A 25316-nucleotide genomic window follows, 5' to 3' on the forward strand; every position below is an offset into this window, starting at 1 on the left:
CAGCTTTCTCCATGCGACTACGGATTTACTAGGACACCTTTTTGACATATGCGCGAATAAGCCAAAGAATAGTCCCATGCAGCCACACATTCCTGATGTAGATGTCGACCCGGATGAAGCCTTCCAGCTTGTTTTTCGTGAACTGAAACGTCATGAGGAAACGGGCCGGAGAAACTTTGTTATTCGCGCTCCTGTGGATCTGCTTGAGCACCTCTTCTCAGCAATTCTGCGCAAGTCTGGGATGTCGCGGGTTTCGCTTGAGCTGCAGCTGACGAAGTTGGGGGTTTACGGATTCAAAGAAGAAGATGGTCGGATTCTGCGGCGGTATTTGAGCGGCCATACACGTATGGCGTGGTCGAACTACCAGCGTTTGATGCTGTGGGCGTTATCAAGCGGCTGGATCAGCACCTGGGTTTTCCGCGATTTGGCTTTCCGGTCGTATGAGCGAGAAGCTGCTCAGCTTTGCGCACGGAAAATAGTGAACACCCTGAAGCGTCGGACGACGCTCCCTGATTTGACCAAGGAGCAGGTTGTCGTGTGCTTCTATGAGGTCTTTCAGCTTAGGCAGCAGGAGCGCGATCAGGCTGCGGCTACTCGATTGCGAACTGATTCGGGAGTAAGAGAGGCTGTAGGCATTGTTTGCCAAGAGACCCGGCGCTGCTAGGTCTGGGAGAATTTGGATGTTGTTAGACTCGGTGCGGACCAATGCCCGAGCTAACAACGTTATACAGGTCTTGCGTATAAACCCTTCCGGCAGGGAACCACCGGCGTTGGTATGCTCGACGGATGGATGGCTATTTGATATCGTTCGTTCTGGTATGTCCGACTCTCTAAAGCCAAGGATGCGTGATGAACGACGTTGAAGACCAGATAATCGAGCTCAAAAAAGCTGTGGCATACGATAGCAAAGACTTCACTATCGAGCTTCTTGTTAGCAAATATCTAGACAAAATTGATGAGAATGAAAACGAAGTCTTTGTGCCCGATTATCAAAGAGACTTTGTTTGGGACACTTCGCGCCAATCTAGGCTTATTGAATCTATTGTCTTGGGCTTACCAATTCCACCTATCTTTGTAGCTGAGAATAAAGATGGTCGCCTTGAAATTGTAGACGGTTCGCAGCGAGTTAGGACTCTAAGCGCCTTTCTTAGAAGCGAACTGACGCTTGAAAGTTTGGAAAAGGTTACTAAGCTTAACGGAATGTCCTACTCTGACTTTGACGTTTCCAGAAAGCGCAAATTCAACAATATGACCATTACAGTTATAGTTCTTTCTGAGAATGCAACTGAAGAAGTTAAGAACGACCTGTTTGAGCGTATAAACAAAGGTAGCGACATTCTTCGAAATATGGAAACGCGCAAGGGTATCTATCGCGGAGCCTTTACGGACTTTATTTATGATAAATGTGCGACTAATCAGAAGTTTCGTACATCTATCGTGCTTTCTAGGACTGTAACTAATCGCCAGGAGCATGAGGAGCTGGTCTTAAGGTTTTTTGCGCTGATTGATATGCGTCCTAAGTATAATGAGTTTTCAAGGAGTGTGAGCAAGGCTCTAGATAACTACATGGATGGTAAGCGCGAGTCGTTCACTAAAGAGGAAGAGCTGCATAAGCTATTTGTCTTTAATCGAATGATTGATTTTGTGACGGAGAATTTTGAGTTTGGGTTTTCGAAAAGTGCTGGAAAAGAGGTGTCCCGGATATTTTTTGAAGCCGTTTCCGTTGGCTGTCATCTTGCGCTTGAGGAAGTGCCTGATCTCAAGCTGCCCAAAAAAGTTGATGTGCGATTCTTTCTCTCGGATCGAGAGTTTAACAAGTCTGTGACAGGTCAATACCGTACGCACTCGTCCGAAAACCTTAATAAGCGCATTAGCTACGTCAGGGATCGCATTCTCAGCCTTTCAGTTAAGGCCTAAGCTCATGAATGGTACAAAGTCAGACCTTCTTGAGCGCAATGCCTCTATCAATCGATTATTCAACCATATTGAGGAGGTTTCCGAGCAGCGAGGAAAAATTGAGGTGGTAGTTGTACTGAAAGCAAGTTTCTTTATTGCTTTATATAATAATATAGAAGCTACGGCATATGCCACGCTTGAGCAGGTGCACTACCGGCTAGGGCAGCGTAAGTACAGTGAGCTTACGGGAAAGCTTCAGAGTCGCATGTTGGAGTATAGCTTTGGGAAAGGGAGGTCTGGTGACTTAAATGATGGATCTAAAGTGCAGGCTGTAAGGCAGAAGATTCTTGCTGAAGATATTCGTTTTCCGTCAATTAATGATTTCCTCAAACGGAAAACTATATTCTCCGGAAATCTTGATGCGAGGCGATTAGGCGAGATTGCTGATGAGTATGGTATGACGGTTCCCCGGTTTCGAGGAAGAACTGATCACGTATTGGTTGTGAAACATAAAAGGAATAAGATTGCTCATGGAGAACTCTCTCTTTCTGATGCAGGCAAGGGTATAAAAAATAATGATTTACGAGAGATATCTAAAGCAGTCAATCTTGTGCTAGAAGACTTTATCAGCGCTGCCGATGAGTTTTTGATACAGCAGCGTTATCTCGCATAAGCATTAATAGTTTTTACGGTGGGTATGAAATGGTAAGTCGGCGAGAAGCAGAAATTTTTTGTGAATAAACGCACAGCTTTTAATGCACCCTGCGTTGAAGGTCAGCATGCTACTTTTCTAATACGGTAGCGTGAGAGTGAGTTTTACTCGAGGTGGTCAATCACTAGGAGGCTAGGCACCTCCTAGGTGATTGATTTCCAGCTATTCGAGCTTTGCTGCCAGCTCCTCCGCAGTAATGTTGTAGTACCGCTTAAGCATATTCACCTCTCGATGCCCCGTCACGCTCGCAAGCTCAATCAAATTCGGCAGCTTGGTCGCAAGCCTACAAGTCGCTTCATGCCGCAGGTCGTGAAAGCGCAGATTGATCAGAAAGTCTTCCTGGGGCGTCACCTGCGCCGCTCCGCAATCTCCCAAGTATTTCAGCCTCGCACGCTCCAGACCTCTCACAAATGCCTTCTTGAGGGCATCTGCAGTGGTGGGGAAGACTCGCCCGCACAGCGAGCGCGGCAAATCCTTAAGCAACTGAATAGCCTTCGGTGAAAGCGGGACGGTTCTGGGCAGTCCGTTCTTCGTCGCTGGTAGGTGCGCGGTTCTACGTTCCAGGTTCACATGCTTCCAGCGCAGCTCAAAAATCTCGCCTCGGCGCATCGCTGTCTCAATCGCCAGTTGGACGATGGGCCGTATCCAGGGATTGTGTGATGCATCGGCGTAGGTGCCGTCAGCACGTCGCTCACGAAGCTCTAACGCGCCGAGCATGTATTGCTCTTCAATTGGATCGAGCCGTCGCGAGCGCTCATCGTTATAGCTAGGGCGGCTGACCATCCTGACTGGGTTTTCAGCAAGATGAATACCCCATTCGCGGCGAGCGACTTCGATCACGCACTGAAACAAAGCCAGCTCACGCTTCACCGTATTGCCCTTGCGGATTTTCAGGCGCTCGTCACGGTAGCGTGCAAAATCTGAAGAGGTCAGGGTGGCAACGATGCGCGTCGCGAGCGGATGACGCTTGAGTGCTTCCAAGCGTTTGATTTCCGAATAAGCGCCTTTGTGCTTCGGAGCGATCTCGGAGATATAGCGATCGATGAGTTGATGAAAGGCGGTGCGTTCAGCCTCGACGCGAGAGACAAAGATGCCTCGGTCGATTTCGCTTTCGATCATGCGTGCCCAGACTTGGGCATCGGATTTGGTTTCGAAGGTTTTTCGCTGGGCTGGATAGCCCTTACGGCGAATTTGCGCTTCCCACTGATACTCGCCGCGATTCCTGATTGTTGCCATTTCGACCATTCCCGCCACACTTGAGTGTGGCAAATTTGTGGCAAAAACGACTTTCAGGACTAGGACAGGTTTCTGGTAGTAGAGCTAACCCCTTGTAATACAAGGGATAGAAGGTGGTGCACCAGGCGGGATTCGAACCCACGACCCCTGCCTTCGGAGGGCAGTACTCTATCCAGCTGAGCTACTGGTGCGACGCGGGCGCCATGATACTCACATGGGTACGGGGCGTCCAGTTGCGGGCGGCCTGCAACGCAAATCATCCCGCGCACCCGGCAGACGGACGCCAGCAAGCCTTCCATCACCCCATACCCACCTCCACCCACAAAGGAACAGCCCACCGCTACCGGCACAACCGCCAGCTGGTGCATGATGCATCGCAATCACTCAGCCAGATCGTTCTCACCGAGGGCATCTTATCAATCAGTTCAAAAGCATCGAGCGCAGCCCGTGCCGCGTTCTTATTACCGGGGCCAGTATCGCGGGGTGTGCCGCGGCCTGGTGGCTGACGCAGCGTGACTGTGATGTCACGGTGGTCGAGCAGGCGTCTGCCTTTCGTGATGGCGGGCAGAATGTGGATGTGCGGGGCGCGGCTCGGCAAGTCTTGCGTCTGATGGGGCTTGAGCAGGCGGTGAAGGACCTCAATACCGGTGAGACCGGGCTTGCGTGGGTCGATGAGGACAACCGCACGGCGGCGCAAATTGATCTGTCCGGTCTGGAGGGCGATGGTCCGACGGCTGAGCTTGAGGTGTTGCGCGGGGATCTTGCGCGTCTGCTGTATGAGGCGTCATCTGCTGATGCGTTCTATCGCTTTGGAGACCGTATTGTCTCGGTCGAGCATGATGATGAGGGCGTGTCGGTCACGTTCGAGGGCGGTGGCGAGGAGCGTTTTGATCTGTTGATCATTGCTGAAGGTGTCGGCTCGCGTACGCGGGAGCTGGTGTTCCCCGGCGAGAATCACCCGCGCCGGATGGATTTGGCCAGCGCGTTCTTCACTGTGCCCTCCGCGCCGACTGATAGCCAGACCGCACGCTGGTATAACGCGGTGGGCGGGCGCAGTGCGGGTGTCCGTCCGGACAATCGCGGTACGACGCGTGCGTTCTTTAATGTACATGGCCGAAGCCACCTGACGGTAGGCAACAGTGTTGCCGAGCAGAAGGCGTTTCTCCGGGCGTCGTTTGCAGGCGCGGGATGGGAGGTGCCTCGTCTGCTGGAGGGGATGGAGGCGGCGGAGGACTTTTGGTTTGATGATCTGCGCCAGGTGAAGATGGATCGCTGGTCGAATGGCCCTGTGGTGTTGCTGGGCGATGCGGCCTGGTGTGTCACGCCGTTGGGTGGGGTAGGAGCTTCGCTGGCGCTGATTGGTGCGTATGTGCTGGCGGGCGAACTCACCAGAACCGACACGATTGCTGGGGCCCTTGCTGCGTACGAATATGTGCTGCGCCCTGTGGTGAAAAAGTCGCAGAATGTGCCGAAGCTTGTGCCGCGTCTGGTTCATCCTCGCAGTCACACGGGGGTGAAGATCCTTCGCGCCGTGCAGCGATTGGTCGCAACACCCTTCATCAGCAAGCGTGCTGCCAAGGCGCTGACCCCGGCGGTGCAGTCCTTCACGCTTCCGGAATATCGATAGCGCTACAGGCGTGCGTTAAAAGCTGCGCCGGGCCCTGCGGTGGTCATGGCGCTGTCGAACTCGATCAGCCACGGCCCGGCCAGGACGATGATCGGGTCGTTCGGCAATGCCTTGAGGTTGATCGTGACCTTCGCCGGTTGCTCCGTGGTCGCTCACGGCTTTTATGCGCCGCCTGATCACACTGCGGCTGCCTTACGTTCAGGTTCGGCGCTGATCAGAAAACCACACACCTCCCTACGCCCGTTCTTTTTTTCGAACGGGCTATTGTCCTTTGCCCCCGCAATGCCTAGGATTCGTTTGAGATTTCAAACGCTCTTGTTCGGTCTTCCTGCCTTCATGCGTTGCGCAGCGCTGGAACCCGATGGAATGTTTTCCTGACGATGGCTTCCAAATGGGGTGCATCGATATCAATTGTTCGCGTCGCCTCTCGGGCGATGCTGTTTAGGAGGCCGACATGCAGCTCAAAGATTCCACACTGTTCCGCCAGCAAGCCTACATCAATGGCCAGTGGCTGGACGCGGACGGTGGTCAGTCGATCAAGGTCAACAACCCTGCCAACAACGAGATCCTCGGCACTGTGCCAAAAATGGGCGCAGCCGAGACGCGTCGGGCGATTGAGGCGGCTGACAAGGCGCTGCCGGCCTGGCGTGCACTGACCGCCAAAGAGCGCGGCAACAAGCTGCGCCGCTGGTTCGAGCTGATGGTCGAGAACCAGGACGATCTGGGTCTGCTGATGACGCTGGAGCAGGGCAAGCCACTGGCTGAAGCCAAGGGCGAGATCACCTACGCCGCGTCGTTCATCGAGTGGTTCGCAGAAGAAGCCAAGCGCGTCTATGGCGATGTGATCCCTGGTCACCAGCCGGACAAGCGCCTGATCGTGCTCAAGCAGCCGATTGGTGTGACGGCGGCGATTACCCCGTGGAACTTCCCGGCGGCAATGATCACCCGCAAGGCCGGTCCGGCACTGGCGGCGGGCTGCACCATGGTGCTCAAGCCTGCGTCGCAAACGCCGTTCTCGGCACTGGCCCTGGCTGAACTGGCCGAGCGTGCGGGTATCCCGGCTGGTGTGTTCAGCGTGGTGACCGGCAGCGCAGGCGATATCGGTGCCGAGCTGACCGGCAACCCGATCGTGCGCAAACTGTCCTTCACCGGCTCGACCGACATTGGTCGCCAGCTGATGGCCGAGTGCGCCAAGGACATCAAGAAGGTTTCCCTGGAGCTGGGCGGCAACGCGCCTTTCATCGTGTTCGACGATGCCGACCTCGACAAGGCGGTCGAAGGCGCGATGATCTCCAAGTACCGCAACAACGGTCAGACCTGCGTCTGCGCCAACCGTATCTATGTGCAGGACGCGGTGTACGACGCGTTCGCCGAGAAGCTCAAGGTGGCGGTCGGCAAGCTGAAGATCGGTAACGGTCTGGAAGACGGCGTTACTACCGGCCCGTTGATCGACGACAAGGCCGTGGCCAAGGTCAAGGAACACATCGCTGACGCGGTCAGCAAAGGCGCAACCGTCCTGACTGGCGGCAACAGCCTGGAAGGCTCGTTCTTCGAACCGACTATTCTGGTCAACGTGTCGAAAGATGCCGCCGTGGCCAGGGAAGAAACCTTTGGTCCGCTGGCCCCGCTGTTCCGCTTCAAGGACGAGGCCGAAGTGATCGCGATGGCCAACGACACCGAGTTCGGTCTGGCGTCGTACTTCTATGCTCAGAACATGAGCCGCGTGTTCCGTGTTGCCGAAGCGCTGGAATATGGCATGGTAGGTATCAACACCGGCCTGATCTCCAACGAATTGGCACCGTTTGGTGGTATCAAGTCGTCCGGCCTGGGCCGTGAAGGCTCCAAGTACGGCATCGAAGATTATCTGGAAATCAAATACCTCTGCCTGTCGGTCTGACTGACGTTGAGGTATTGCAGCCGATGATGCGCGAGAGCGACGTGTCATCGGCTTTTGTTGCACCGTAGTTTCCTGGTGGCCTGAAGGCTGCAGCAGTCGATCATCGTATGCTGCCGCAGTTGATCCGGTCCGCTTGATCCTTGACCCACGCCGACCGATGAGCGGCGAATGAGGAATACATGAGCAAGACTAACGAATCCCTGATGCAACGCCGCCATGCAGCCGTCCCGCGTGGCGTTGGTCAGATCCACCCGATCTTCGCAGCTTCGGCGAAGAACGCGACCGTTACCGACGTGGAAGGTCGTGAATTCATCGACTTCGCGGGCGGCATTGCCGTTCTGAATACCGGTCACCTGCACCCGAAGATTATTGCTGCGGTGCAAGAGCAACTGACCAAGCTGAGCCATACCTGCTTCCAGGTGCTGGCCTACGAGCCTTACGTCGAGCTGTGCGAGAAAATCAACGCCAAAGTGCCGGGTGATTTCGAGAAGAAAACCCTGCTGGTCACCACCGGTTCCGAAGCGGTTGAAAACGCCGTGAAGATCGCGCGTGCTGCCACTGGCCGTGCGGGCGTGATTGCCTTCACCGGCGCTTACCACGGGCGCACCATGATGACCCTGGGCCTGACCGGCAAGGTTGTGCCTTACTCGGCGGGCATGGGCCTGATGCCGGGCGGTATCTTCCGCGCGTTGTACCCTTGCGAGTTGCATGGCGTGAGCGTTGACGACTCCATCGCCAGCATCGAGCGCATCTTCAAGAACGACGCCGAGCCCAAGGACATCGCTGCGATCATCATCGAGCCGGTTCAGGGCGAAGGTGGTTTCTACGTGGCACCGAAAGCGTTCATGCTGCGTCTGCGCGAGCTGTGCGACAAGCACGGCATTCTGCTGATCGCAGACGAAGTGCAGACTGGCGCTGGCCGTACCGGCACGTTCTTCGCGATGGAGCAGATGGGCGTTGCGGCTGACCTGACCACCTTCGCCAAGTCCATCGCCGGTGGCTTCCCGCTGGCGGGCGTGTGCGGCAAGGCTGAATACATGGATGCCATCGCACCGGGCGGTCTGGGCGGCACTTATGCCGGTAGCCCGGTTGCTTGCGCTGCGGCGCTGGCGGTTCTGGATATCTTCGAAGAAGAGCACCTGCTGGACCGTTGCAAGGCAGTCGGCGAGCGTCTGGTGACTGCGCTCAAGGGCATTCAGGCCAAGTACCCGGTCATCGGCGAAGTGCGTGCGCTGGGCGCGATGATTGCCGTCGAGCTGTTCGAAGACGGCGATTCGCACAAGCCTAACGCTGCGGCAGTGGCGCAGGTGGTTGCCAAGGCGCGTGACAAGGGTCTGATCCTGCTGTCGTGCGGTACTTACGGCAACGTGTTGCGCGTACTGGTACCGTTGACCGCCGAAGACGAATTGCTGACCCGTGGGCTGGCCATTCTGGAAGAATGCTTCGCTGAAATCGCGTAAAAAGTGTGAAGTCGTAAATTGATTAATTTATGACCAAACAGACAAAAAAAGCCCGTTTCGACGGGTTTTTTTTGGTCTGGAGCAGGGTATTTCGCTCTTTTTGCTATATCCGGACGAAGGCTTTGGCTAAGGTGAACGCATCGATGTCGGAGAGTCATGATGACTGCTGTAGATTTGCCCGCGGTACCTCGCGTATTGATTGCTGAGTCTGATCCGTGGGTTCGCGAAACACTCAGCGATCTGGTACTGGGTGTGCGAGCGGACGTCGACCTGGAAATGTGTACCGATGGCAAGCAGGCCGTCGAGTGGATGAAGAAACAACTGCCTGATCTGATCATCGCCGCACGCGAGCTGCCGGGGATCGACGGGTTGAGCCTGTTGCGTGGCGTACGCAATCTGCGTCGTCAGCCCGCCATCCCGTTCATCCTGATCAGCAATCGCAACGACAGCGCCAGCGTGCGTGAGGTCTTGCCACTGGCACCGACTGCCTATCTGACCAAACCCCTGAATACCGAAGGGCTACGCCAGCGTCTGGAAAGTCTGCTGCTGGAACGTCAGGCCCCGGTTGCGGGCGCAGTGCCCGCGCTGACGCCGGGTTTGACGCTGACCAAGTTTCTCGACAAGCGCCGTGACGTGGCTGACGGCGCGCCGCTGTTCGTCGATGTCGCGACGGCGATAAAACTCAGCCAGACCGCCAATGGCATCGACGCTGCCTTGCTGGAGCAGGAGCTGCGCAACGATCCGCACATCACCGCCGTGTTGATCGCCGCCGCCAACAGTGCCGCGCAACATTTGGGCAAGCCGGTGCAGACCATGGGCGGGGCGCTGGCCATTCTCGGGCCGGTGCAGGGCGCAAATATCGCATCAGGCCTGGCCAAGAAACGTATGGCCGTGCTGACCAGCGACGCGTTGCTGGCCCAGGCCAGTGAGCTTTGGACGATGTCGCAGCGCACGGCTGATTACGCGCGCATTCTGGGCGGCATGCTGGAGCTGGATGTAGAGCGTTGCTTCTGCGCCGGTCTGCTGCAGTCGCTGGGCGATCTTGCTGTGCTGGGTTGTTTGCAGGAGTGGCTGCTGGCCGGTGGCGAGCTGAATGAAGACGTGATCAAGCAATCGCTGGAGCAATATTCCGCTGCCTTCGGTTCCGCTCTGCGCACCCGCTGGCGTTTGCCGCTGGAACTGCGTGAGCTGATCGCTGCGGTGTATCAGTACAACACCGGCATCTTCACTCGCGAAGTGCTGGCAATGAACCTGGCGGGGCAGATGGCACGTCTGGGCGAGGAAGAGAGTGTTAACACGCTGATCAAGACCAAGTCGGCCAAGTTGTTGAAGCTGAGCGTCGGTGACTTGCAGCGTTTGCGCAAGAAACTGACCGGCGTGACTGACCCTAGCCTGTTGAAACCCTTGCCGACCGAACCTGAAGTGGCTGCCGAGACGGTTGAGGGGGAAGACGAGCCTGATTTGCTGGACCTGACACCTGAGCCACCTGCCGAAGAGCCTGCTGTAATCGAGGACCCGGCCAGCGCCGTTCAGGGCCCGCTCGAAAAGTAGAACCTGACTGAGGCCTTCGCGAGCCAGGCGGACCGCCGCCCAGTCGTTCCCTCAGGGCGTCATGCCGTGTGCACACTCGTGGGAGCGAGCTTGCTCGCGAAGGCTATATTCCTGACGCAGAAAATCCAGCGACAGCCCCGCCCTCTTCGCGAGCAAGCTCGCTCCCACAAAGCACCGCAAACTCCTGTGGGAGCGACCGGGGCGGCGATCCGCTTTGCCCGCGAAGGGGCCAGTCGTGCTTTCTACAGTCGAAAAGGCATTTCAGACCAGTACGATCTGATTCTTGCCCTGGCGCTTGGCTTGATACATGGCAGCGTCGGCACGGCCGTAGAGGGTTTCCAGGCTTGGGTCTTCCGGGCCCAGATTAGTCAGGCCCTGGCTGGCGGTGATGCTGAAGGTGGTGCCGCCTGACTGGAAGTTCTGGCGCTGGATCTCGCGTTGCAGGCGCTCGGCGATCTGCATGGCCATATCCGGCGCGCAGCCTGGGAATACCGCGGCGAACTCTTCGCCACCGATACGCCCGAACAAATCACCACGTCTCAATGCCGAGCGGCCGCTTTCAGCAATGCGTTGCAGCACGGTATCGCCTTCCTGATGGCCGTAGGTATCGTTGACCAGCTTGAAGTCATCGATATCCAGCAGCAGAAAGGCCAGCGGCGTGCCGTTGAGGCGAGCCAGTTCGAACTCGCGCTGGGCGCATTCGAAAAAGTGCCGACGGTTGCTGCTCTGGGTCAGCACGTCGGTGGTTGCCAGGCGTTGCAGCTCATCCTCGAGGTGTTTCTTGTCGGTGATGTCTTCGGCGATGCCCACCACGATCAGACGCTGGCTGGCGTCGGCGCGATGGCTGACGAAGCATTTGTCGCTGAGCCAGCGTACTTCACCGTCGGCACGGATGATTCGGTACTCGCGATCCTCGATCGAGCCTTTCTCGATCACCTCGTTGAGGCTGCGCTCGGCGTAGTTCAGGTCATCCGGGTAGATACTGTCGCGCCACTCGCTGTAATCGGCCAGCAGCAAGCCCGCCGAGCGGCCGAAGATACGCTCGTACGCCGGGCTGACGTAAATCATGTGCTGGGTTTCCCAGTCAAACGCCCACAGAACAGCATTCACGCTCACCAACAATGAGCTGAACAGTTGTTCGCGCTCGCTCAGGCGGGCAACTTCTGCCTGGGCGTGCATCAGGGCTAACAGGGTTTCTGCGGCTGCGGGCATATCAGTGATCGGCGTGCCGGGTAGGGAGGTAGGAGGCTGCTTTTCCATAAGATCCATCTCAAGCGTTACGGCCAGTGCCGTGCCCTATCCCGTTTGGCGGGAAAGTTGATGAGATAGATTGGCAGGGGATAAGTTCCGGGACCGGCGCACCTGCGGGAGGCGCGCCGATCAACGGTATCAGGCGTGGGCGGGGCGTAGCGAGTAGGTTTTCAGCTGGTCGGCGAACTCGCGCAGCGAGTGAATACCACTGGCTTCGGCCTCGTGAATCCACTCTTTGATGGCTGAAAGCATGTCATGGCCATTGCTGCTGGTCTTGACCCAGATCTGCTGCAACGCCAGACGCTTTTCGTAGATCACTTTCAACGCATGGCTGTGTTCCAGCATGGTCTGGATGCGCAAGTGGTGCTTGTCATCGAGCAGACTGGTCTCACGTGACAGCAGCCGTTTGGCACGACTGAACTGATGACGCACCGATTCGTCGGCCTTGGCCAGTTCCTGGGTAACCAGCGGCGCAATTACCAGCTTGCGATACTGCGCCATGATCTGGAAACGGTTGTTGAGGATCGCCATGGCAGTGTCCATGTCCATGTGGCCCTTGCCTTCGACCCGATGGGCGATGGGCGCGACCCGCTGGACTTTGGCCAGACCCAGGAAACTGAACAGCTTGATCCACGCCCAGCCCATGTCGAATTCCCAGGGCTTGACCGACAGCTTGGCCGAGTTGGGGTAGGTGTGGTGGTTGTTGTGCAGCTCTTCGCCGCCGATCACGATGCCCCAGGGCACCAGATTGGTGGCCGCGTCACGGCATTCGAAGTTGCGATAGCCGATGGCATGGCCCAGACCGTTGACTACGCCAGCAGCCCAGAAGGGAATCCACATCATCTGCACGGCCCACACGGTGATACCGAGCGCACCGAACAGCGCCACGTCGATGACCGCCATCAGGGCGATACCCAGCAGCTTGTAGCGCGAATACAGGTTGCGCTCGATCCAGTCTTCCGGGCAGTTCTTGCCGTAGATACGCAGGGTGTCCTGGTTCTGCGCTTCTTCGCGGTACAGCTCGGCGCCTTTGCGCAGCACGGTGGACAGGCCTTTGACGACCGGGCTGTGCGGGTCGTCGACGGTTTCGCATTTTGCGTGGTGTTTGCGGTGGATGGCTGTCCACTCGCGGGTGTTCTGGGCAGTGGTCAGCCACAGCCAGAAACGGAAGAAGTGTTTCAGCCCCGCATTGAGCTCAAGCGAGCGGTGGGCTGAGTAGCGGTGCAGATAGACCGTGACGCCGACAATAGTCACATGGGTCATCGCCAGCGTGACTGCTATTACCTGCCAGACAGAAAGGTCGAGCAAACCGTTGTACCACATAGGCTGTTTGGCCCTCGTAAAGATACTCATGAAGAAAAAAGTTACGCGTGCATTATCACTGACATCCCACAGAAAACCAGTCACCCTTTCAGATAAGAGTCGCAGGATGTTTCTTGCTTTATAATTCCGGCTTTATCTGAGGTTCTTCGTTTCCGATGTCAGATTACTCCCTTGGCGCGCTGCGAACGGCCGTCCTGTATGGGCTGCTGTCCATTTTGTGGTTTGTGACGTGCGACCTGTTGCTGCCCTTTTTCATCGAAGAACCCGCTCGATTGGCGTTCTGGCAACTGATGACCGGTTACAGCTGGGTGTTGCTCAGCGCGGTCATGATCTTCATCGCACGTTACAGATTAAGGAGCCTTATCGGCGGCGATGCGCTTTTTCAGCGCCAGCAAACCGATTACGACCGGCTGCGGCTGGCGGAAGCGGTGTTCGACAGCACCCGCGAAGGGGTGCTGGTCAGCGATGCGCAGGGCCGCATCGTTCACGTCAACCGCGCGTTCGTCGATATCACCGGCTATCAGGCCGAAGAAGTGCTGGGCCTCAACCCCAGCAAGTTCAAGTCCGGCCGACACGGCCCGGAGTTCTACAAACAGATGTATCACTCGATCATCAGCGAGGGCCAGTGGAGCGGCGAGATCTGGAATCGGCGCAAAAGCGGCGAGATCTACCCGCAATGGCAGACCATTCGCAGTGTTATGGGCAACGACGGCCAACCCAGGCACTTTGTAGCGGTGTTCTCCGACATCACGGCCATCAAGCGCTCCGAGCAGGAGCTGGCCCAGTTGATTCACTTCGATGGGCTGACCGATTTGCCCAATCGCCTGCTGCTGACTGATCGCATCAGCCAGGCGCTGACTTCGGCGCGCGCCAGCAAACGCGGCTGCGCACTGTTGCTGATCGACCTGGACCACTTCAAAAACATCAATGACAGCCTGGGCCACAACGTGGGCGACGATGTGCTCAGGGCCGTCGCCGAGCGGCTCAAGAGCGTGTCCGGCAACGAAATGACCCTGGCGCGTCCGGGTGGCGACGAGTTCGCCCTGTTGATCAAGAATTGCTCGCAGATGGTTCAGGCTGCCGCGCTCGCACAGCAGGTGATCGATGCGCTCAAGGCACCGTTCGCGATTGCCGCGCATCAACTGTTTGTGACTGCCAGCATTGGCATCAGCCTGTTCCCCGGCGATGCGCTGACCGCCGAGCAACTGTTGCGCAATGCAGACTCGGCGCTGTTCAAGGCCAAGGGCGACGGTCGTGAGTGTTATGCGTTGTACACCGAGGAATTGACTGCTCATGCCCAGCAGCGCGTGCAACTGGCCTACGAGCTGCGTCAGGCCGTCGAACTGGAACAACTGCGGGTCTTCTATCAGCCGGTTCATGACCTTGTCACCCGCCGTATTCGCGGTGTCGAGGCGCTGGTGCGCTGGCAGCACCCCGAGCGCGGGATGGTTTCGCCGGGAGAATTCATTCCGATTGCCGAGCAAAGCGGGCTGATCGCCGATATCGATGCCTGGGTCTTGAAAACCGCCTGTCTGCAGATGAAGGCCTGGCTGGCGGAAGGCTTGCCGGTCGAGTTCGTCGCAGTAAACGTCTCCAGCCGCCTGTTCAATCATGGCGACCTCGACCGTCGGGTAGCACAGGCACTGCATGAGACCGGGCTTGAGCCTGCCTTTCTGGAGCTGGAAGTGACTGAAAGCGCGGTCATGGAAGACCCCGAACAGGCGATCGAACAATTGCATCGCCTGCGCGAACTGGGCCTGAGCCTGGCCATCGATGACTTCGGTACGGGTTATTCTTCGCTGCTGCGGCTCAAGCGCATGCCGGTTCAGAAGCTGAAGATCGACCAGGGTTTTGTGGCCGGACTGCCGGGCGACGATGACGACATCGCGATTGTCAGAGCGGTCATCGCGCTGGCGGGAAGCCTGGGCATGCGGGTGCTGGCTGAAGGCATCGAGCATGCGAATCAGGCTGCGTTTCTGCTGGGCAACGGTTGCCAGTTGGGCCAGGGCTACTGGTTTGCCCGGCCAATGGTCGCGCAGGCTATCGACTGGACGCATGCACCGGTCTTCGAGCAGCCCGGCTGAAGCCGCCAGAGCTAGGCTTGCCAGGGTGTGCAACGCATCCTGGCGAAATCACTAACCGCTAAATTTCTTTTGGTTATATCTGCATTCTTAAATAGTCTTTTTAAGAATATCCGCACCTCACTATTATTGCCTCACCGCCATACGCCATCGCCCCCAGTCGCGACGGCCGGCTTCTCATCTTTCAAGGAATAAGACAATGAGCGCATCTCTACGTAGTGTTGACGGTCAGGACGAAGCAGCAATTCTGCGTGAGATTCAGAGTGCGTTGCGTGACCTGCGTTTTGGCGCCGTCGAAATCACTGTGCACAACGCGCAAGTGGTTCAGATCGAGCGCAAGGAAAAGTTTCGTTTGCAGAACCCCGCCGCCAAGCAGAGCTGAAGCGGCATTACCCGACTGGTCAACCGGAGGGCTTCATCCTGACTCCTGATACCTCCCCTGAAAAAAGCAGCGCGCCCGTGCGGATGCCGTTCTGACGCGCCAAGAAGAAATTAAAAAAGCCAACACACCGCATTTCCAGGAGCTTCATCTATGTCCATTCGCCGTTTTGCTCTGGCCGCTCTCGCCAGTGCTGTTTTCGCAGGTTCGGCTGTTGCCAAGGATTACGAACTGCTCAACGTGTCTTACGATCCGACCCGCGAGCTGTATCAGGATTACAACGCAGAATTCGTCAACTTCTGGAAAAAATCCCATCCAGACGACAAGGTCGAGATCAAGCAGTCCCACGGTGGTTCGGGCAAGCAGGCCCGTGGCGTGATCGACGGTCTGCGTGCAGACGTGGTGACCCTGGCACTGGCCGGTGACATCGACGAAATCGCCAAGCTGGGCAAGACCCTGCCCGAAAACTGGCAGACCCGTCTGCCGGATGCGAGCACGCCTTACACCTCGACCATCGTGTTTCTGGTGCGCAAGGGCAACCCCAAAGGCATCAAGGACTGGGGTGACCTGATCAAGAAAGACGTCTCGGTGATCACACCGAACCCGAAAACCTCCGGCGGTGCGCGCTGGAACTTCCTGGCTGCCTGGGCTTACGGCCTGAAGGCGGGCGGCGGTGACGAAGCCAAGGCCAAGGAATACGTGCAGACGCTGTTCAAGCACGTGCCGATTCTGGATACCGGTGCCCGCGGTTCGACCATCACCTTCGTCAACAACGGTCAGGGTGACGTGCTGCTGGCGTGGGAAAACGAAGCGTTCCTGGCGCTGAAAGAAGACGGCGGCAAAGACAAGTTCGACATCGTCGTGCCGTCGCTGTCGATTCTCGCCGAACCTCCGGTAGCCGTAGTCGACAAAAACGCCGAGAAGAAAGGCAACACTGAAATCGCGACTGAATACCTGAAGCACCTGTACAGCAAGGAAGGTCAGGAAATTGCGGCGAAAAACTTCTATCGTCCACGTGATGCCGAAGTGGCCGCCAAGTACGAAAAGCAATTCCCGAAACTCGATCTGGTGACTATCGACAAAGACTTTGGTGGCTGGAAAACTGCGCAGCCGAAGTTTTTCAATGACGGCGGCGTGTTCGACCAGATTTACCAAGCGCAATAAACCGAATCAGGATGCCGCGCGAGTGGCATCGCAGGTTGGGTCAAGCAGCCCGGATTAACCTCCGGGCTTCGTGCAAGTGAAACCAGGGACTTTTATGTCGCGTCGTATCTCCCCCGTCATACCCGGCTTCGGGCTGACGCTGGGCTACACCTTGGTGTACCTCAGTCTGATTGTGCTAATACCGCTGGCCGCCATGTTCGTGCATGCCGCGCAGCTGACCTGGGATCAGTTCTGGACCATCATCACGGCACCACGCGTGATCGCGGCGCTCAAGCTGAGTTTCGGCACCGCTTTCTATGCGGCCCTGATCAATGGCGTGATCGGTACGCTGCTGGCCTGGGTGCTGGTGCGTTACACCTTCCCCGGTCGCAAGATCATCGATGCCATGATCGATCTGCCGTTCGCCCTGCCGACTGCTGTGGCCGGTATCGCCCTGACAGCGCTGTACGCGCCCAATGGCTGGGTCGGCCAGTTCGCGGCTGATCTGGGTTTCAAGATCGCCTACACCCCGCTGGGTATCACCCTGGCGCTGACCTTCGTCACCCTGCCGTTCGTGGTGCGCACCGTGCAGCCTGTGCTGGCCGACATCCCCAAGGAAGTCGAAGAAGCCGCTGCCTGCCTGGGCGCGCGTCCTCTGCAGGTGTTCCGCCACATCCTCGTTCCGGCCTTGTTGCCCGCCTGGCTGACCGGCTTCGCTCTGGCGTTTGCCCGTGGCGTGGGCGAGTACGGTTCGGTGATTTTCATCGCCGGCAACATGCCGATGAAAACCGAGATCCTGCCGCTGCTGATCATGGTCAAGCTCGACCAGTACGACTACACCGGCGCAACCGCTATCGGCGTGATGATGCTGGTGGTGTCCTTCATTCTGCTGCTGCTGATCAACCTGCTGCAGCGGCGCATTGAAACCCCATCCTGAGGAGGCGCAGAACATGTCTTATTCATCTGTTTCAGCCGCCGCCTCTGCCAACGCCGCCCGTCGTGGCAGCGCGCTGTCGCGACGTATTCTGATCGGCCTGTGCTGGCTGGTGTTCGTGCTGTTTCTGGGCCTGCCGCTGTTCATCGTGGTGTCTCAGGGGCTGAAAAACGGTCTGGGCGCGTTCTTTACCGCAATCCTTGAACCGGATGCCTTGTCAGCGCTGAAGCTGACGGTCATTGCGGTCCTGATCTCGGTGCCGCTCAATCTGGTATTCGGCGTCAGCGCCGCATGGTGCGTGAGCAAATATTCGTTCCGCGGCAAGAGCATTCTGGTCACGCTGATCGACCTGCCGTTCTCGGTGTCGCCGGTCATCGCCGGTCTGGTTTACGTGCTGATGTTCGGTGCGCAGGGGCTGTTCGGGCCGTGGTTGCAGGATCACGACATCCAGATCGTCTTCGCCCTGCCGGGTATCGTGCTGGCGACCATCTTTGTCACCGTGCCGTTCGTTGCGCGTGAGCTGATCCCGCTGATGCAGGAGCAGGGCACTCAGGAAGAAGAGGCCGCACGGCTGCTGGGCGCCAATGGCTGGCAGATGTTCTGGCACGTCACGGTGCCGAACATCAAATGGGGCCTGATCTACGGCGTGGTGCTGTGTACGGCACGGGCGATGGGTGAGTTTGGCGCGGTGTCGGTGGTTTCCGGGCACATTCGCGGCGTCACCAATACCCTGCCGTTGCACGTCGAAATTCTCTACAACGAGTACAACCACGTTGCAGCCTTTGCCGTGGCGAGCCTGTTGCTGATCCTGGCGCTGTTCATCCTGCTGCTCAAGCAGTGGAGCGAATCCCGCATTAACCGTCTGCGCCATAACGCGGCGGAGGAATAATCATGTCGATCGAAGTCCGTAACGTCAGCAAGAACTTCAACGCCTTCAAGGCCCTGAACAACATCAGTCTGGACATCCAGAGTGGCGAGCTGGTGGCTTTGCTCGGCCCTTCAGGCTGCGGCAAGACCACCCTGCTGCGCATTATTGCCGGCTTGGAAACCCCGGATGACGGCAGCATTGTGTTCCACGGCGAAGATGTGTCCGGCCATGACGTGCGTGATCGCAACGTCGGGTTCGTGTTTCAGCATTACGCGCTGTTCCGCCACATGACGGTGTTCGACAACGTCGCGTTCGGCCTGCGCATGAAGCCCAAGCGCGAGCGCCCGAACGAAACGCGCATCGCGGAAAAGGTCCACGAACTGCTGAACATGGTGCAACTGGACTGGCTGGCCGATCGTTATCCGGAGCAGTTGTCCGGTGGTCAGCGTCAGCGTATCGCTCTGGCCCGAGCTCTGGCGGTCGAGCCCAAAGTGCTGTTGCTGGACGAGCCGTTTGGTGCACTGGACGCCAAGGTGCGCAAGGAACTGCGTCGCTGGCTGGCGCGCCTGCACGAAGACATCAACCTGACCTCGGTGTTTGTGACCCACGATCAGGAAGAGGCCATGGAAGTGGCTGATCGCATCGTGGTGATGAACAAGGGCGTGATCGAACAGATCGGCTCGCCGGGTGAGGTCTACGAGAACCCGTCCAACGACTTCGTCTACCACTTCCTGGGTGACTCCAACCGCCTGAGCCTGGGCGAGGAAGGGCACCTGTTGTTCCGTCCGCATGAAGTGTCGTTGTCGCGTCAGGAAATCGAAGACCACCACGCCGCCGAAGTCCGCGACATCCGCCCACTGGGCGCGACAACGCGGGTCACGCTGAAAGTGGAAGGGCAGAGCGAACTGATCGAGGCCGAAGTGGTGAAAGACCACGACAGCCTGGTAGGCCTGGCCAAGGGCGAGACACTGTTCTTCAAACCGAAGGTCTGGCAAAAGCTTTAAGCCCACCCCCCCGACTATCGTTCCCATGCTCCGCATTGGGACGATAGTGATCTCGAGACTTTCATCGTTCCCATGCTCCGCGTGGGAATGCCTTTCTGGACGCTCTGCGTCCGATCTTGAGTGCGCGGCGTCAGCACGAGCATGTGACGCGGAGCGTCACGAACTGCATGTCAACGCGGAGCATTGGCACGATAGTGATCTCAAGATTTTCATCGTTCCCATGCTCCGCGTGGGAATGCCTTTCTGGACGCTCTGCGTCCGATCTTGAGTGCGCGGCGTCAGCGCGAGCATGTGACGCGGAGCGTCACGAACTGCATGCCAACGCGGAGCATTGGCACGATAGTGATCTCGAGATTTCATCGTTCCCATGCTCCGCGTGGGAATGCCTTTCTGGACGCTCTGCGTCCTCGGGCGGTTAGCGCACTGACAACGCGAGCATGAATGCGGCAACAATGCCGCATACGGCGAACAGCTGTTGCAGGCGTGGGCCGGCGAGGTAGCGGGCGACTTGCCTGCCGGCTATCAAGCCGATGACTGCGCCTAGTGCAAAAGGCGCACCCACCGTCCAGTGCATCACCCCGCTCAAGGAGGCGGTGATGACGCTGCCCGTCGAGACCAGCGCAATCACCGCCAGTGACGTCGCCACAACGCTTTTCATGCCCAGGTCGCTGTAGCGGGTCAACGCCGGAATGATCACGAAACCGCCGCCCACACCTAATAGCCCGGACAATAACCCTGAACCCACGCCGGTCAGCGTCAAAGCGCGCAGGCACGGCATGGTCCAGCGCAAACGGCCTTGTAGCGGGTTGAGCACGCAGGGCAGCATTTCTGCGCGTGGCGGCGGTTGGCCGTGGCGCAATTCGCGGCTGGCCCTGATGAACATGCGCGTGCAGGCGTACAGCAGCACGACCGAAAAGACCAATGCCAGCGGTGTATTGGGCAGCCGATGGGCGAGCCACAGGCCCAGAGGTGCCATCAACACACCGATGGACGCGATGTACCCGGCAGCGCGATAGCGAACGATACCCTGACGCAGCCCCAGCACCGCGCCGATTCCCGCCGCCAGCCCGACGGCCAGCAGGCCGACAGGTGCCGCTTCGACAATCGACAGGCCAAGACCAAAAACCAGCAGCGGGACCGCGAGAATGCCACCGCCCGCGCCTGTCAGCGCCAGTACCACGCCAATGATCGCCCCCAGGCCAACGCCCAGCAGTTGATGCTCATCCATGCCTGGCGTCAGCCTTTTCCGGTTTGGCCAGCCATTCACGTCCCTTGAGCATGCCATGCCAGTAAAGTACGGGCAGCACGCGTTCTTTCAGCCACCAGGCCAGCCGGGTCGGTTGACGGCCATCCAGCAGCCAGCGCGGGAAGCTCGGCGCAACCTTGCCGCCATAGGTGAATTCAGCCAGTACGATCCGGCCTTTCTCGACGGTCAGCGGGCATGAGCCATAACCGTCATAGGCGGCAGACTCACTCAGACGACCCAGCGCGACCAGCACATTATTGGCCACCACCGGTGCCTGCTTGCGGGCGGCTGCGGCGGTTTTGGCGTTGCTGGTATTGGTGGCATCGCCGAGACCATGAACATTGGCGAACTGTCGGTGCCGGAGCGTGGCAGGGTCCACGTCCACCCAGCCTGCGGCATCGGCCAGCGGGCTGCTGCGAATGAAGTCGGGGGCAATCTGCGGTGGCACCACGTGCAGCATTTCAAAGCTGTGCTCGACGGTTTCGCTGCTGCCATCGGCCTGCGTGCAAACAAACGTAGCACGCTTGCCCGGCCCGTCGACGGCCACCAACCGATGGCTGAACTTGAGGTCGATGGCGTACCGCTCGATGTACTTCATCAGCGCCGGTACATAGTCCGCCACACCAAACAGCACGCCACCGGCGTTGAAGAACTGCGTATTGATCTGCGCCAGACGGCCGGTTTTCAGCCAGTGGTCACAAGACAGGTACATGGCCTTCTGTGGCGCACCGGCGCATTTGATCGGCATGGGCGGCTGAGTAAACAGCGCGCGCCCTTGCTTCAAGCCCTGCACCAGCTTCCATGTATAGGGTGCCAGGTCATAGCGATAGTTGGAGGTCACGCCGTTGGCACCCAGCGTCTCGACCAACCCGTCGATGGCCGCCCAGTCCAGCTTCAGGCCGGGGCAGACCACCAGTTGCTGATAGCCAAGCGTACGCCCGTCGGCGAGCGTCAGGGTACTGTGCTGCGGCTCGAAGGTCGCCACCGCAGCCTTGATCCACTGCACGCCTTTGGGAATCAGCGACGCCATGCTGCGTGCCGTCGACTGCGGCGTGAAGATGCCCGCGCCGACCATGGTCCAGCCCGGCTGGTAATAGTGGGTATCAGCAGGGTCGACCAGGGTGATCTGCAGGGCAGCATCACGGGCGAGCAGGCTTGCGGCGGTGGCGATACCGGCAGCACCGCCACCGACGATCAGGATCTGACAGCTAGTTGTCGAAGCATTCATCACAGGGTTTCCCAAGGCGGGCAGCAGTCAAAAGGCATTGAGCGGGATCTTCAGGTAGACGACGCCGTTGTCTTCCGGCTCGGGAAAGTGCCCGCAGCGCATGTTGACCTGCACCGAAGACAGCATCAGTACGGGCATATCCAGCGTCACGTCACGGGCTTCACGCATGCTGACGAACGCGTCTTCATCTACGCCGTCATGAACATGGATGTTGCTGGCGCGCTGTTCGGCGACGGTGGTCATGTATTTCAGCTCACGACCGTTGGGCAGGTAGTCGTGGCACATGAACAGCAGGGTGTCAGGCGGCAACGCCAGCAACTTGTGAATGGAGCGGTACAGCGTGCGCGCATCGGCTCCGGGAAAGTCGCAACGAGCGGTGCCGTAATCGGGCATGAACAACGTGTCGCCGACAAACGCGATGGTTTTGTCGTCGACCTGCACCAGGTAACTCATGCACGCCGGTGTATGCCCGGGCGTATGCATGGCCTTGACCTGAAGTGTTCCAAGGGCAAACGAGGCGTTATCTTCCAGCAGCACATCGAACTGGCTGCCATTGCGGGCAAAGTCAGACGGCGCGTTGAACAGCGCGCCAAAGGTTTCCTGCACGGCGGTGATGTGGCTGCCGATGACGATTTGCCCGCCAAGCTGCTGTTTCAGATACGGCGCGGCCGAGAGGTGATCCGCGTGCACATGGGTTTCGAAAATCCACTGCACCGAAGCCCCCAGCGCCTGTACCCGGCCGATCATCCGGTCGGCAGACTCGGTCCGGGTGCGGCCCGACTTGGGGTCGTAATCGAGCACGCTGTCGATCAGCGCGCACTGCTTGCTGTCCAGGTCCATCACCAGGTAGCTGATGGTCCAGGTATGGCTGTCGAAGAGGGCTTCGACATAAAGTTTTTCACCGATGATCATGTGCAATTCCCATGGCTGTAAATCGCCTCGAGGCCCGTTTGGTCAGGCCGGACGGTTGGCAGTCGTTGCTATGACTTCTCAATAACCATGCCAACGGCCGGAAAACCTGTTGAGCATAGTAAATACAGTGCTTTGAGGGATTCTGCGGAAACCCGCATGATGGCTGCCAAGACGCTGACTGCCACATTCTGGCAGTCGATTGGCAGACGGTGGCATAAGCTGGCAGCGAGATGGGTTAAGCTGCCACCAATCCACAGGAGCAAGCATGAACCTCATCGCCACCGATTTTCCCGGCAGTCGCATGCAGTCGCTGGTGTCATACCTCGAACATGACCTGCGACCGACCATCGTTCTGGACACCAACTACAACATCATCGCGGCCAACACCGCCTATCAGCGCCAGTTCGGCGTTGAAGGCACGCCACATGTGGGCGAGAAGTGTTATCGGGTGTCACATCAGTTCGCGGTGCCGTGCGATCAGGCCGGTGAGCATTGCCCGATGCGCAAGGCCCACGAAACGCGGCTTCCGGAGCGTTTGCTGCATATTCACCATACGCCTCGCGGCCCTGAGCATGTGGATGTGGAACTGCGGCCGATTCTCGATGACGGGGGTGAAGTCATCGCCTATGTCGAGCGACTGAGTTCGGTGGCCGTGGCGTCGGTCCAGCCGCAGCAGCATGGGCTGGTCGGTCGTTCAGCGGCGTTCAAGGAAGTTCTGGGTGCCTTGCAACGCGCTGCGCCCGCACAGATACCGGTGCTGCTGCAGGGTGAGTCGGGTACCGGCAAGGAATTGTTCGCTCGCGCACTGCACGCCAGCAGCGCAAGATCCGCCGGGCCGCTGGTGGTGGTCGATTGCACCGGGCTTACCGAAACCCTGCTGGAGAGCGAGCTGTTCGGCTATGAAAAGGGCGCATTCACCGGGGCGTTACAGCGCAAGACCGGTCTGGCCGAAGCCGCTCATGGCGGCACGTTGTTCCTTGATGAAATCGGCGAGGTGCCGCTGGCCATGCAGGTCAAGCTGTTGCGGCTGATCGAATCAGGCAGCTTTCGCCCGGTGGGCAGCCTGCGAACGGTGCACTCGGATTTTCGGCTGGTGGTGGCCACCCACAAACCGCTCAAGGAGATGGTCGCCGATGGCAGTTTTCGCCAGGATTTGTTTTACCGCATCAGCGCTTTCCCGATCCGTCTGCCGGCACTGCGCGAACGCAGTGAAGACCTGCCGCTGCTGATCGACAGCCTGCTGCAACGCATCGCGCCGGGTGCTGCTCCGCGTGTCGACCCCGCGGCCATGAACCTGCTGAGTGTGTACAGCTACCCCGGCAACATTCGCGAGCTGCGCAACATACTCGAACGCGCCCGCCTGTTTACCGATGACGGCGTTATTCGCGTGCAGGATTTACCCGCTGAAGTGCGCGGTCAGGGCGAAGAAGCGGGTGGCGTGACTTACCGCCAGCAGGACGACGGCCTGGAGAAACTCGCCCATGCACTGCGAGTGTTCAACGGCTCGCGCAGCGAACTGGCCAGAGAACTGGGGCTGAGCGAACGCACCCTGTATCGACGCTTGCGTGCCCTCGGTATTCCGCGCTGAAGCACAGACACGGCGACGCAGAGCGTCGAGAACTGCATTCCCACGCTGGAGCGTGCGGAACGATAATCGTAACTATCGTACGGCGCTCCGCGTCGCATGCCTTTCTGGACGCTCCGCGTCCTCTTGGCGACGCAGAGCGTCGAGAACTGCATTACCACGCTGGAGCGTGGGAACGATAATCGCAACTATCGTGCGGCGCTCCGCGTCGCATGCCTTTCTGGACGCTCTGCGTCCTCTTGGCGACGCAGAGCGTCGATACCTGCATTCCTACGCTGGAGCGTGAGAACGATAACCGCAACTATCGTGCGGCGCTCCGCGTCGCATGCCTTTCCGGACGCTCCGCGTCCTCCCTTGAGCGCGTTACTTGAACGTCACAACCCCACCGGCCAGGGATTCAACCCGCGCCAGCGACTCCACTCTATAGCCCTGTGCATCCAGTTCGGCACGGCCGCCCTGGAAGGACTTCTCGATCACGATCCCCAGCCCGGCCACAGTCGCACCGGCCTGTTTGATGATCGAGATCAGCGCCTGCGAGGCTTTGCCGTTGGCGAGGAAGTCATCGATGATCAGCACGTGGTCGTCGCTGCTCAGATGACGCGGCGAGATCGCCACCGTGCTTTCCACCTGTTTGGTGAACGAGTACACGGACGCCGACAGCAGGTTTTCAGTCAGGGTCAGGGACTGGTGCTTGCGGGCGAAAATCACCGGCACGCCCATGTTCAGACCCGCCATGACGGCCGGCGCAATGCCGGAAGCTTCGATGGTCACGATTTTGGTCACGCCAGCGTTGGCGAACAGACGGGCGAACTCGTCACCAATTTCCTTCATCAATGCCGGATCGATCTGATGGTTGAGAAACGCATCGACTTTCAGCACCTGGTCGGACAATACGATGCCTTCTTCGCGAATCTTCTTGTGCAGTGCTTCCACTTCAATTCCTAGACTGCGCCATTGCGCAATAAATGATCAATTTCGTTTGT

21 protein-coding genes, 1 tRNA gene and 1 pseudogene are annotated in these 25316 nt (G+C 58.4%); 15 read left to right on the forward strand and 8 right to left on the reverse strand.

What is annotated here, in order from left to right:
* Nucleotides 1–76 precede the first annotated feature (76 nt).
* From AO068_RS25690 to AO068_RS25700, 3 genes are all read left to right on the forward strand, one after another.
* On the forward strand, nucleotides 77–664 hold the full coding sequence (locus AO068_RS25690) for a hypothetical protein (protein WP_058409819.1): 588 nt from the start codon (nucleotides 77–79) through the stop codon (nucleotides 662–664).
* A 185-nt stretch (nucleotides 665–849) separates the two neighbouring features.
* Nucleotides 850–1917 (forward strand): DUF262 domain-containing protein, encoded by a 1068-nt coding sequence (locus AO068_RS25695; RefSeq protein ID WP_058409820.1) that lies wholly within the window; start codon nucleotides 850–852, stop codon nucleotides 1915–1917.
* 4 nt (nucleotides 1918–1921) lie between these two features.
* Nucleotides 1922–2569 (forward strand): MAE_28990/MAE_18760 family HEPN-like nuclease, encoded by a 648-nt coding sequence (locus AO068_RS25700; protein ID WP_058409821.1) that lies wholly within the window; start codon nucleotides 1922–1924, stop codon nucleotides 2567–2569.
* Nucleotides 2570–2770: 201 nt separating this feature from the next.
* Here the strand turns inward: AO068_RS25700 and AO068_RS25705 are convergent, their stop codons facing one another.
* Complete coding sequence (locus AO068_RS25705) at nucleotides 2771–3853, reverse strand: site-specific integrase (RefSeq protein WP_236717216.1); 1083 nt, start codon at nucleotides 3851–3853, stop codon at nucleotides 2771–2773.
* Nucleotides 3854–3958: 105 nt separating this feature from the next.
* Nucleotides 3959–4035 (reverse strand) — tRNA-Arg (locus AO068_RS25710).
* Nucleotides 4036–4217: 182 nt separating this feature from the next.
* On the opposite strand from AO068_RS25710, the gene AO068_RS25715 reads away from it, so the two are divergent.
* From AO068_RS25715 to AO068_RS25730, 5 genes and pseudogenes are all read left to right on the forward strand, one after another.
* Nucleotides 4218–5471, forward strand: coding sequence for an FAD-dependent monooxygenase (locus AO068_RS25715; protein ID WP_404944500.1), 1254 nt, complete (start codon nucleotides 4218–4220; stop codon nucleotides 5469–5471).
* Nucleotides 5472–5516: 45 nt separating this feature from the next.
* Nucleotides 5517–5597: pseudogene (locus tag AO068_RS28660) on the forward strand (LysE family translocator); the annotation flags it as partial.
* A 328-nt stretch (nucleotides 5598–5925) separates the two neighbouring features.
* A complete protein-coding gene (gabD, locus tag AO068_RS25720) occupies nucleotides 5926–7368 on the forward strand; it encodes an NADP-dependent succinate-semialdehyde dehydrogenase (RefSeq protein ID WP_058409823.1) in 1443 nt (480 codons plus the stop codon).
* 179 nt (nucleotides 7369–7547) lie between these two features.
* Nucleotides 7548–8828 (forward strand): 4-aminobutyrate--2-oxoglutarate transaminase, encoded by a 1281-nt coding sequence (gabT, locus tag AO068_RS25725; RefSeq protein ID WP_005782423.1) that lies wholly within the window; start codon nucleotides 7548–7550, stop codon nucleotides 8826–8828.
* 156 nt (nucleotides 8829–8984) lie between these two features.
* Entirely contained in the window at nucleotides 8985–10379 is a 1395-nt protein-coding gene (locus AO068_RS25730) for a response regulator (protein ID WP_058409824.1), read from the forward strand.
* A 261-nt stretch (nucleotides 10380–10640) separates the two neighbouring features.
* On the opposite strand, the gene AO068_RS25735 is transcribed toward AO068_RS25730, so the two are convergent.
* Nucleotides 10641–11639: a GGDEF domain-containing protein gene (locus tag AO068_RS25735; protein WP_044324137.1), complete on the reverse strand. Its 999-nt coding sequence runs from the start codon at nucleotides 11637–11639 to the stop codon at nucleotides 10641–10643.
* 129 nt (nucleotides 11640–11768) lie between these two features.
* Nucleotides 11769–12953, reverse strand: a complete 1185-nt coding sequence (gene desA / locus AO068_RS25740) for a delta-9 fatty acid desaturase DesA (RefSeq protein WP_058409825.1) — start codon at nucleotides 12951–12953, stop codon at nucleotides 11769–11771.
* A gap of 155 nt (nucleotides 12954–13108) precedes the next feature.
* Between desA and dibA the strand changes: the two genes are divergently transcribed.
* The 6 genes from dibA (at nucleotide 13109) to AO068_RS25770 (ending at nucleotide 19362) form a co-directional block, all read left to right on the forward strand.
* The gene (gene dibA / locus AO068_RS25745) at nucleotides 13109–15037 is read left to right on the forward strand and encodes a phosphodiesterase DibA (RefSeq protein ID WP_058409826.1); all 1929 of its coding nucleotides are present in this window, start codon (nucleotides 13109–13111) and stop codon (nucleotides 15035–15037) included.
* Between the two features lie 196 nt (nucleotides 15038–15233).
* Nucleotides 15234–15416, forward strand: coding sequence for a sulfur starvation response protein OscA (gene oscA, locus AO068_RS25750; protein ID WP_002551397.1), 183 nt, complete (start codon nucleotides 15234–15236; stop codon nucleotides 15414–15416).
* 150 nt (nucleotides 15417–15566) lie between these two features.
* The gene (locus AO068_RS25755) at nucleotides 15567–16577 is read left to right on the forward strand and encodes a sulfate ABC transporter substrate-binding protein (protein ID WP_002551396.1); all 1011 of its coding nucleotides are present in this window, start codon (nucleotides 15567–15569) and stop codon (nucleotides 16575–16577) included.
* A gap of 94 nt (nucleotides 16578–16671) precedes the next feature.
* Entirely contained in the window at nucleotides 16672–17493 is an 822-nt protein-coding gene (gene cysT / locus AO068_RS25760; protein ID WP_002551395.1) for a sulfate ABC transporter permease subunit CysT, read from the forward strand.
* A 13-nt stretch (nucleotides 17494–17506) separates the two neighbouring features.
* Nucleotides 17507–18379, forward strand: coding sequence for a sulfate ABC transporter permease subunit CysW (gene cysW, locus AO068_RS25765; RefSeq protein ID WP_057403402.1), 873 nt, complete (start codon nucleotides 17507–17509; stop codon nucleotides 18377–18379).
* 2 nt (nucleotides 18380–18381) lie between these two features.
* Entirely contained in the window at nucleotides 18382–19362 is a 981-nt protein-coding gene (locus tag AO068_RS25770) for a sulfate/molybdate ABC transporter ATP-binding protein (protein ID WP_002551393.1), read from the forward strand.
* Nucleotides 19363–19777: 415 nt separating this feature from the next.
* Here the strand turns inward: AO068_RS25770 and AO068_RS25775 are convergent, their stop codons facing one another.
* Genes AO068_RS25775 through AO068_RS25785 form a run of 3 tightly spaced genes read right to left on the reverse strand, consistent with a single transcriptional unit; the run spans nucleotide 19778 to nucleotide 22748 of the window.
* A complete protein-coding gene (locus tag AO068_RS25775) occupies nucleotides 19778–20590 on the reverse strand; it encodes a sulfite exporter TauE/SafE family protein (protein ID WP_005732796.1) in 813 nt (270 codons plus the stop codon).
* Complete coding sequence (locus AO068_RS25780; protein ID WP_058409827.1) at nucleotides 20583–21836, reverse strand: NAD(P)/FAD-dependent oxidoreductase; 1254 nt, start codon at nucleotides 21834–21836, stop codon at nucleotides 20583–20585. The genes AO068_RS25775 and AO068_RS25780 overlap by 8 nt, the downstream gene beginning before the upstream one ends.
* A gap of 27 nt (nucleotides 21837–21863) precedes the next feature.
* On the reverse strand, nucleotides 21864–22748 hold the full coding sequence (locus AO068_RS25785) for an MBL fold metallo-hydrolase (RefSeq protein ID WP_058409828.1): 885 nt from the start codon (nucleotides 22746–22748) through the stop codon (nucleotides 21864–21866).
* 265 nt (nucleotides 22749–23013) lie between these two features.
* Between AO068_RS25785 and AO068_RS25790 the strand changes: the two genes are divergently transcribed.
* Nucleotides 23014–24336, forward strand: coding sequence for a sigma-54 interaction domain-containing protein (locus AO068_RS25790; protein ID WP_058409829.1), 1323 nt, complete (start codon nucleotides 23014–23016; stop codon nucleotides 24334–24336).
* Between the two features lie 360 nt (nucleotides 24337–24696).
* Here AO068_RS25790 and AO068_RS25795 read toward each other — a convergent pair whose 3' ends face one another.
* Nucleotides 24697–25266, reverse strand: a complete 570-nt coding sequence (locus AO068_RS25795; RefSeq protein ID WP_058409830.1) for a xanthine phosphoribosyltransferase — start codon at nucleotides 25264–25266, stop codon at nucleotides 24697–24699.
* Nucleotides 25267–25316 lie beyond the last annotated feature (50 nt).

Source organism: Pseudomonas sp. ICMP 3272 (genome assembly GCF_001466905.1).
Taxonomy (GTDB): domain Bacteria; phylum Pseudomonadota; class Gammaproteobacteria; order Pseudomonadales; family Pseudomonadaceae; genus Aquipseudomonas; species Aquipseudomonas amygdali.

What these genes read in the sequence shown, in the direction of transcription:
- AO068_RS25770 (WP_002551393.1), top strand. Translation starts at nt 18,382, where the DNA reads ATGTCGATCGAAGTCCGTAACGTCAGCAAGAACTTCAACGCCTTCAAG.
- AO068_RS25705 (WP_236717216.1), bottom strand. Translation starts at nt 3,853, where the DNA reads ATGGTCGAAATGGCAACAATCAGGAATCGCGGCGAGTATCAGTGGGAA.
- AO068_RS25735 (WP_044324137.1), bottom strand. Translation starts at nt 11,639, where the DNA reads ATGGAAAAGCAGCCTCCTACCTCCCTACCCGGCACGCCGATCACTGAT.
- AO068_RS25775 (WP_005732796.1), bottom strand. Translation starts at nt 20,590, where the DNA reads ATGGATGAGCATCAACTGCTGGGCGTTGGCCTGGGGGCGATCATTGGC.
- gabT (WP_005782423.1), top strand. Translation starts at nt 7,548, where the DNA reads ATGAGCAAGACTAACGAATCCCTGATGCAACGCCGCCATGCAGCCGTC.
- AO068_RS25730 (WP_058409824.1), top strand. Translation starts at nt 8,985, where the DNA reads ATGATGACTGCTGTAGATTTGCCCGCGGTACCTCGCGTATTGATTGCT.
- AO068_RS25780 (WP_058409827.1), bottom strand. Translation starts at nt 21,836, where the DNA reads ATGAATGCTTCGACAACTAGCTGTCAGATCCTGATCGTCGGTGGCGGT.
- AO068_RS25755 (WP_002551396.1), top strand. Translation starts at nt 15,567, where the DNA reads ATGTCCATTCGCCGTTTTGCTCTGGCCGCTCTCGCCAGTGCTGTTTTC.
- dibA (WP_058409826.1), top strand. Translation starts at nt 13,109, where the DNA reads ATGTCAGATTACTCCCTTGGCGCGCTGCGAACGGCCGTCCTGTATGGG.
- AO068_RS25695 (WP_058409820.1), top strand. Translation starts at nt 850, where the DNA reads ATGAACGACGTTGAAGACCAGATAATCGAGCTCAAAAAAGCTGTGGCA.
- AO068_RS25790 (WP_058409829.1), top strand. Translation starts at nt 23,014, where the DNA reads ATGAACCTCATCGCCACCGATTTTCCCGGCAGTCGCATGCAGTCGCTG.
- AO068_RS25785 (WP_058409828.1), bottom strand. Translation starts at nt 22,748, where the DNA reads ATGATCATCGGTGAAAAACTTTATGTCGAAGCCCTCTTCGACAGCCAT.
- AO068_RS25690 (WP_058409819.1), top strand. Translation starts at nt 77, where the DNA reads ATGCAGCCACACATTCCTGATGTAGATGTCGACCCGGATGAAGCCTTC.
- oscA (WP_002551397.1), top strand. Translation starts at nt 15,234, where the DNA reads ATGAGCGCATCTCTACGTAGTGTTGACGGTCAGGACGAAGCAGCAATT.
- cysT (WP_002551395.1), top strand. Translation starts at nt 16,672, where the DNA reads ATGTCGCGTCGTATCTCCCCCGTCATACCCGGCTTCGGGCTGACGCTG.
- desA (WP_058409825.1), bottom strand. Translation starts at nt 12,953, where the DNA reads ATGTGGTACAACGGTTTGCTCGACCTTTCTGTCTGGCAGGTAATAGCA.
- cysW (WP_057403402.1), top strand. Translation starts at nt 17,507, where the DNA reads ATGTCTTATTCATCTGTTTCAGCCGCCGCCTCTGCCAACGCCGCCCGT.
- gabD (WP_058409823.1), top strand. Translation starts at nt 5,926, where the DNA reads ATGCAGCTCAAAGATTCCACACTGTTCCGCCAGCAAGCCTACATCAAT.
- AO068_RS25700 (WP_058409821.1), top strand. Translation starts at nt 1,922, where the DNA reads ATGAATGGTACAAAGTCAGACCTTCTTGAGCGCAATGCCTCTATCAAT.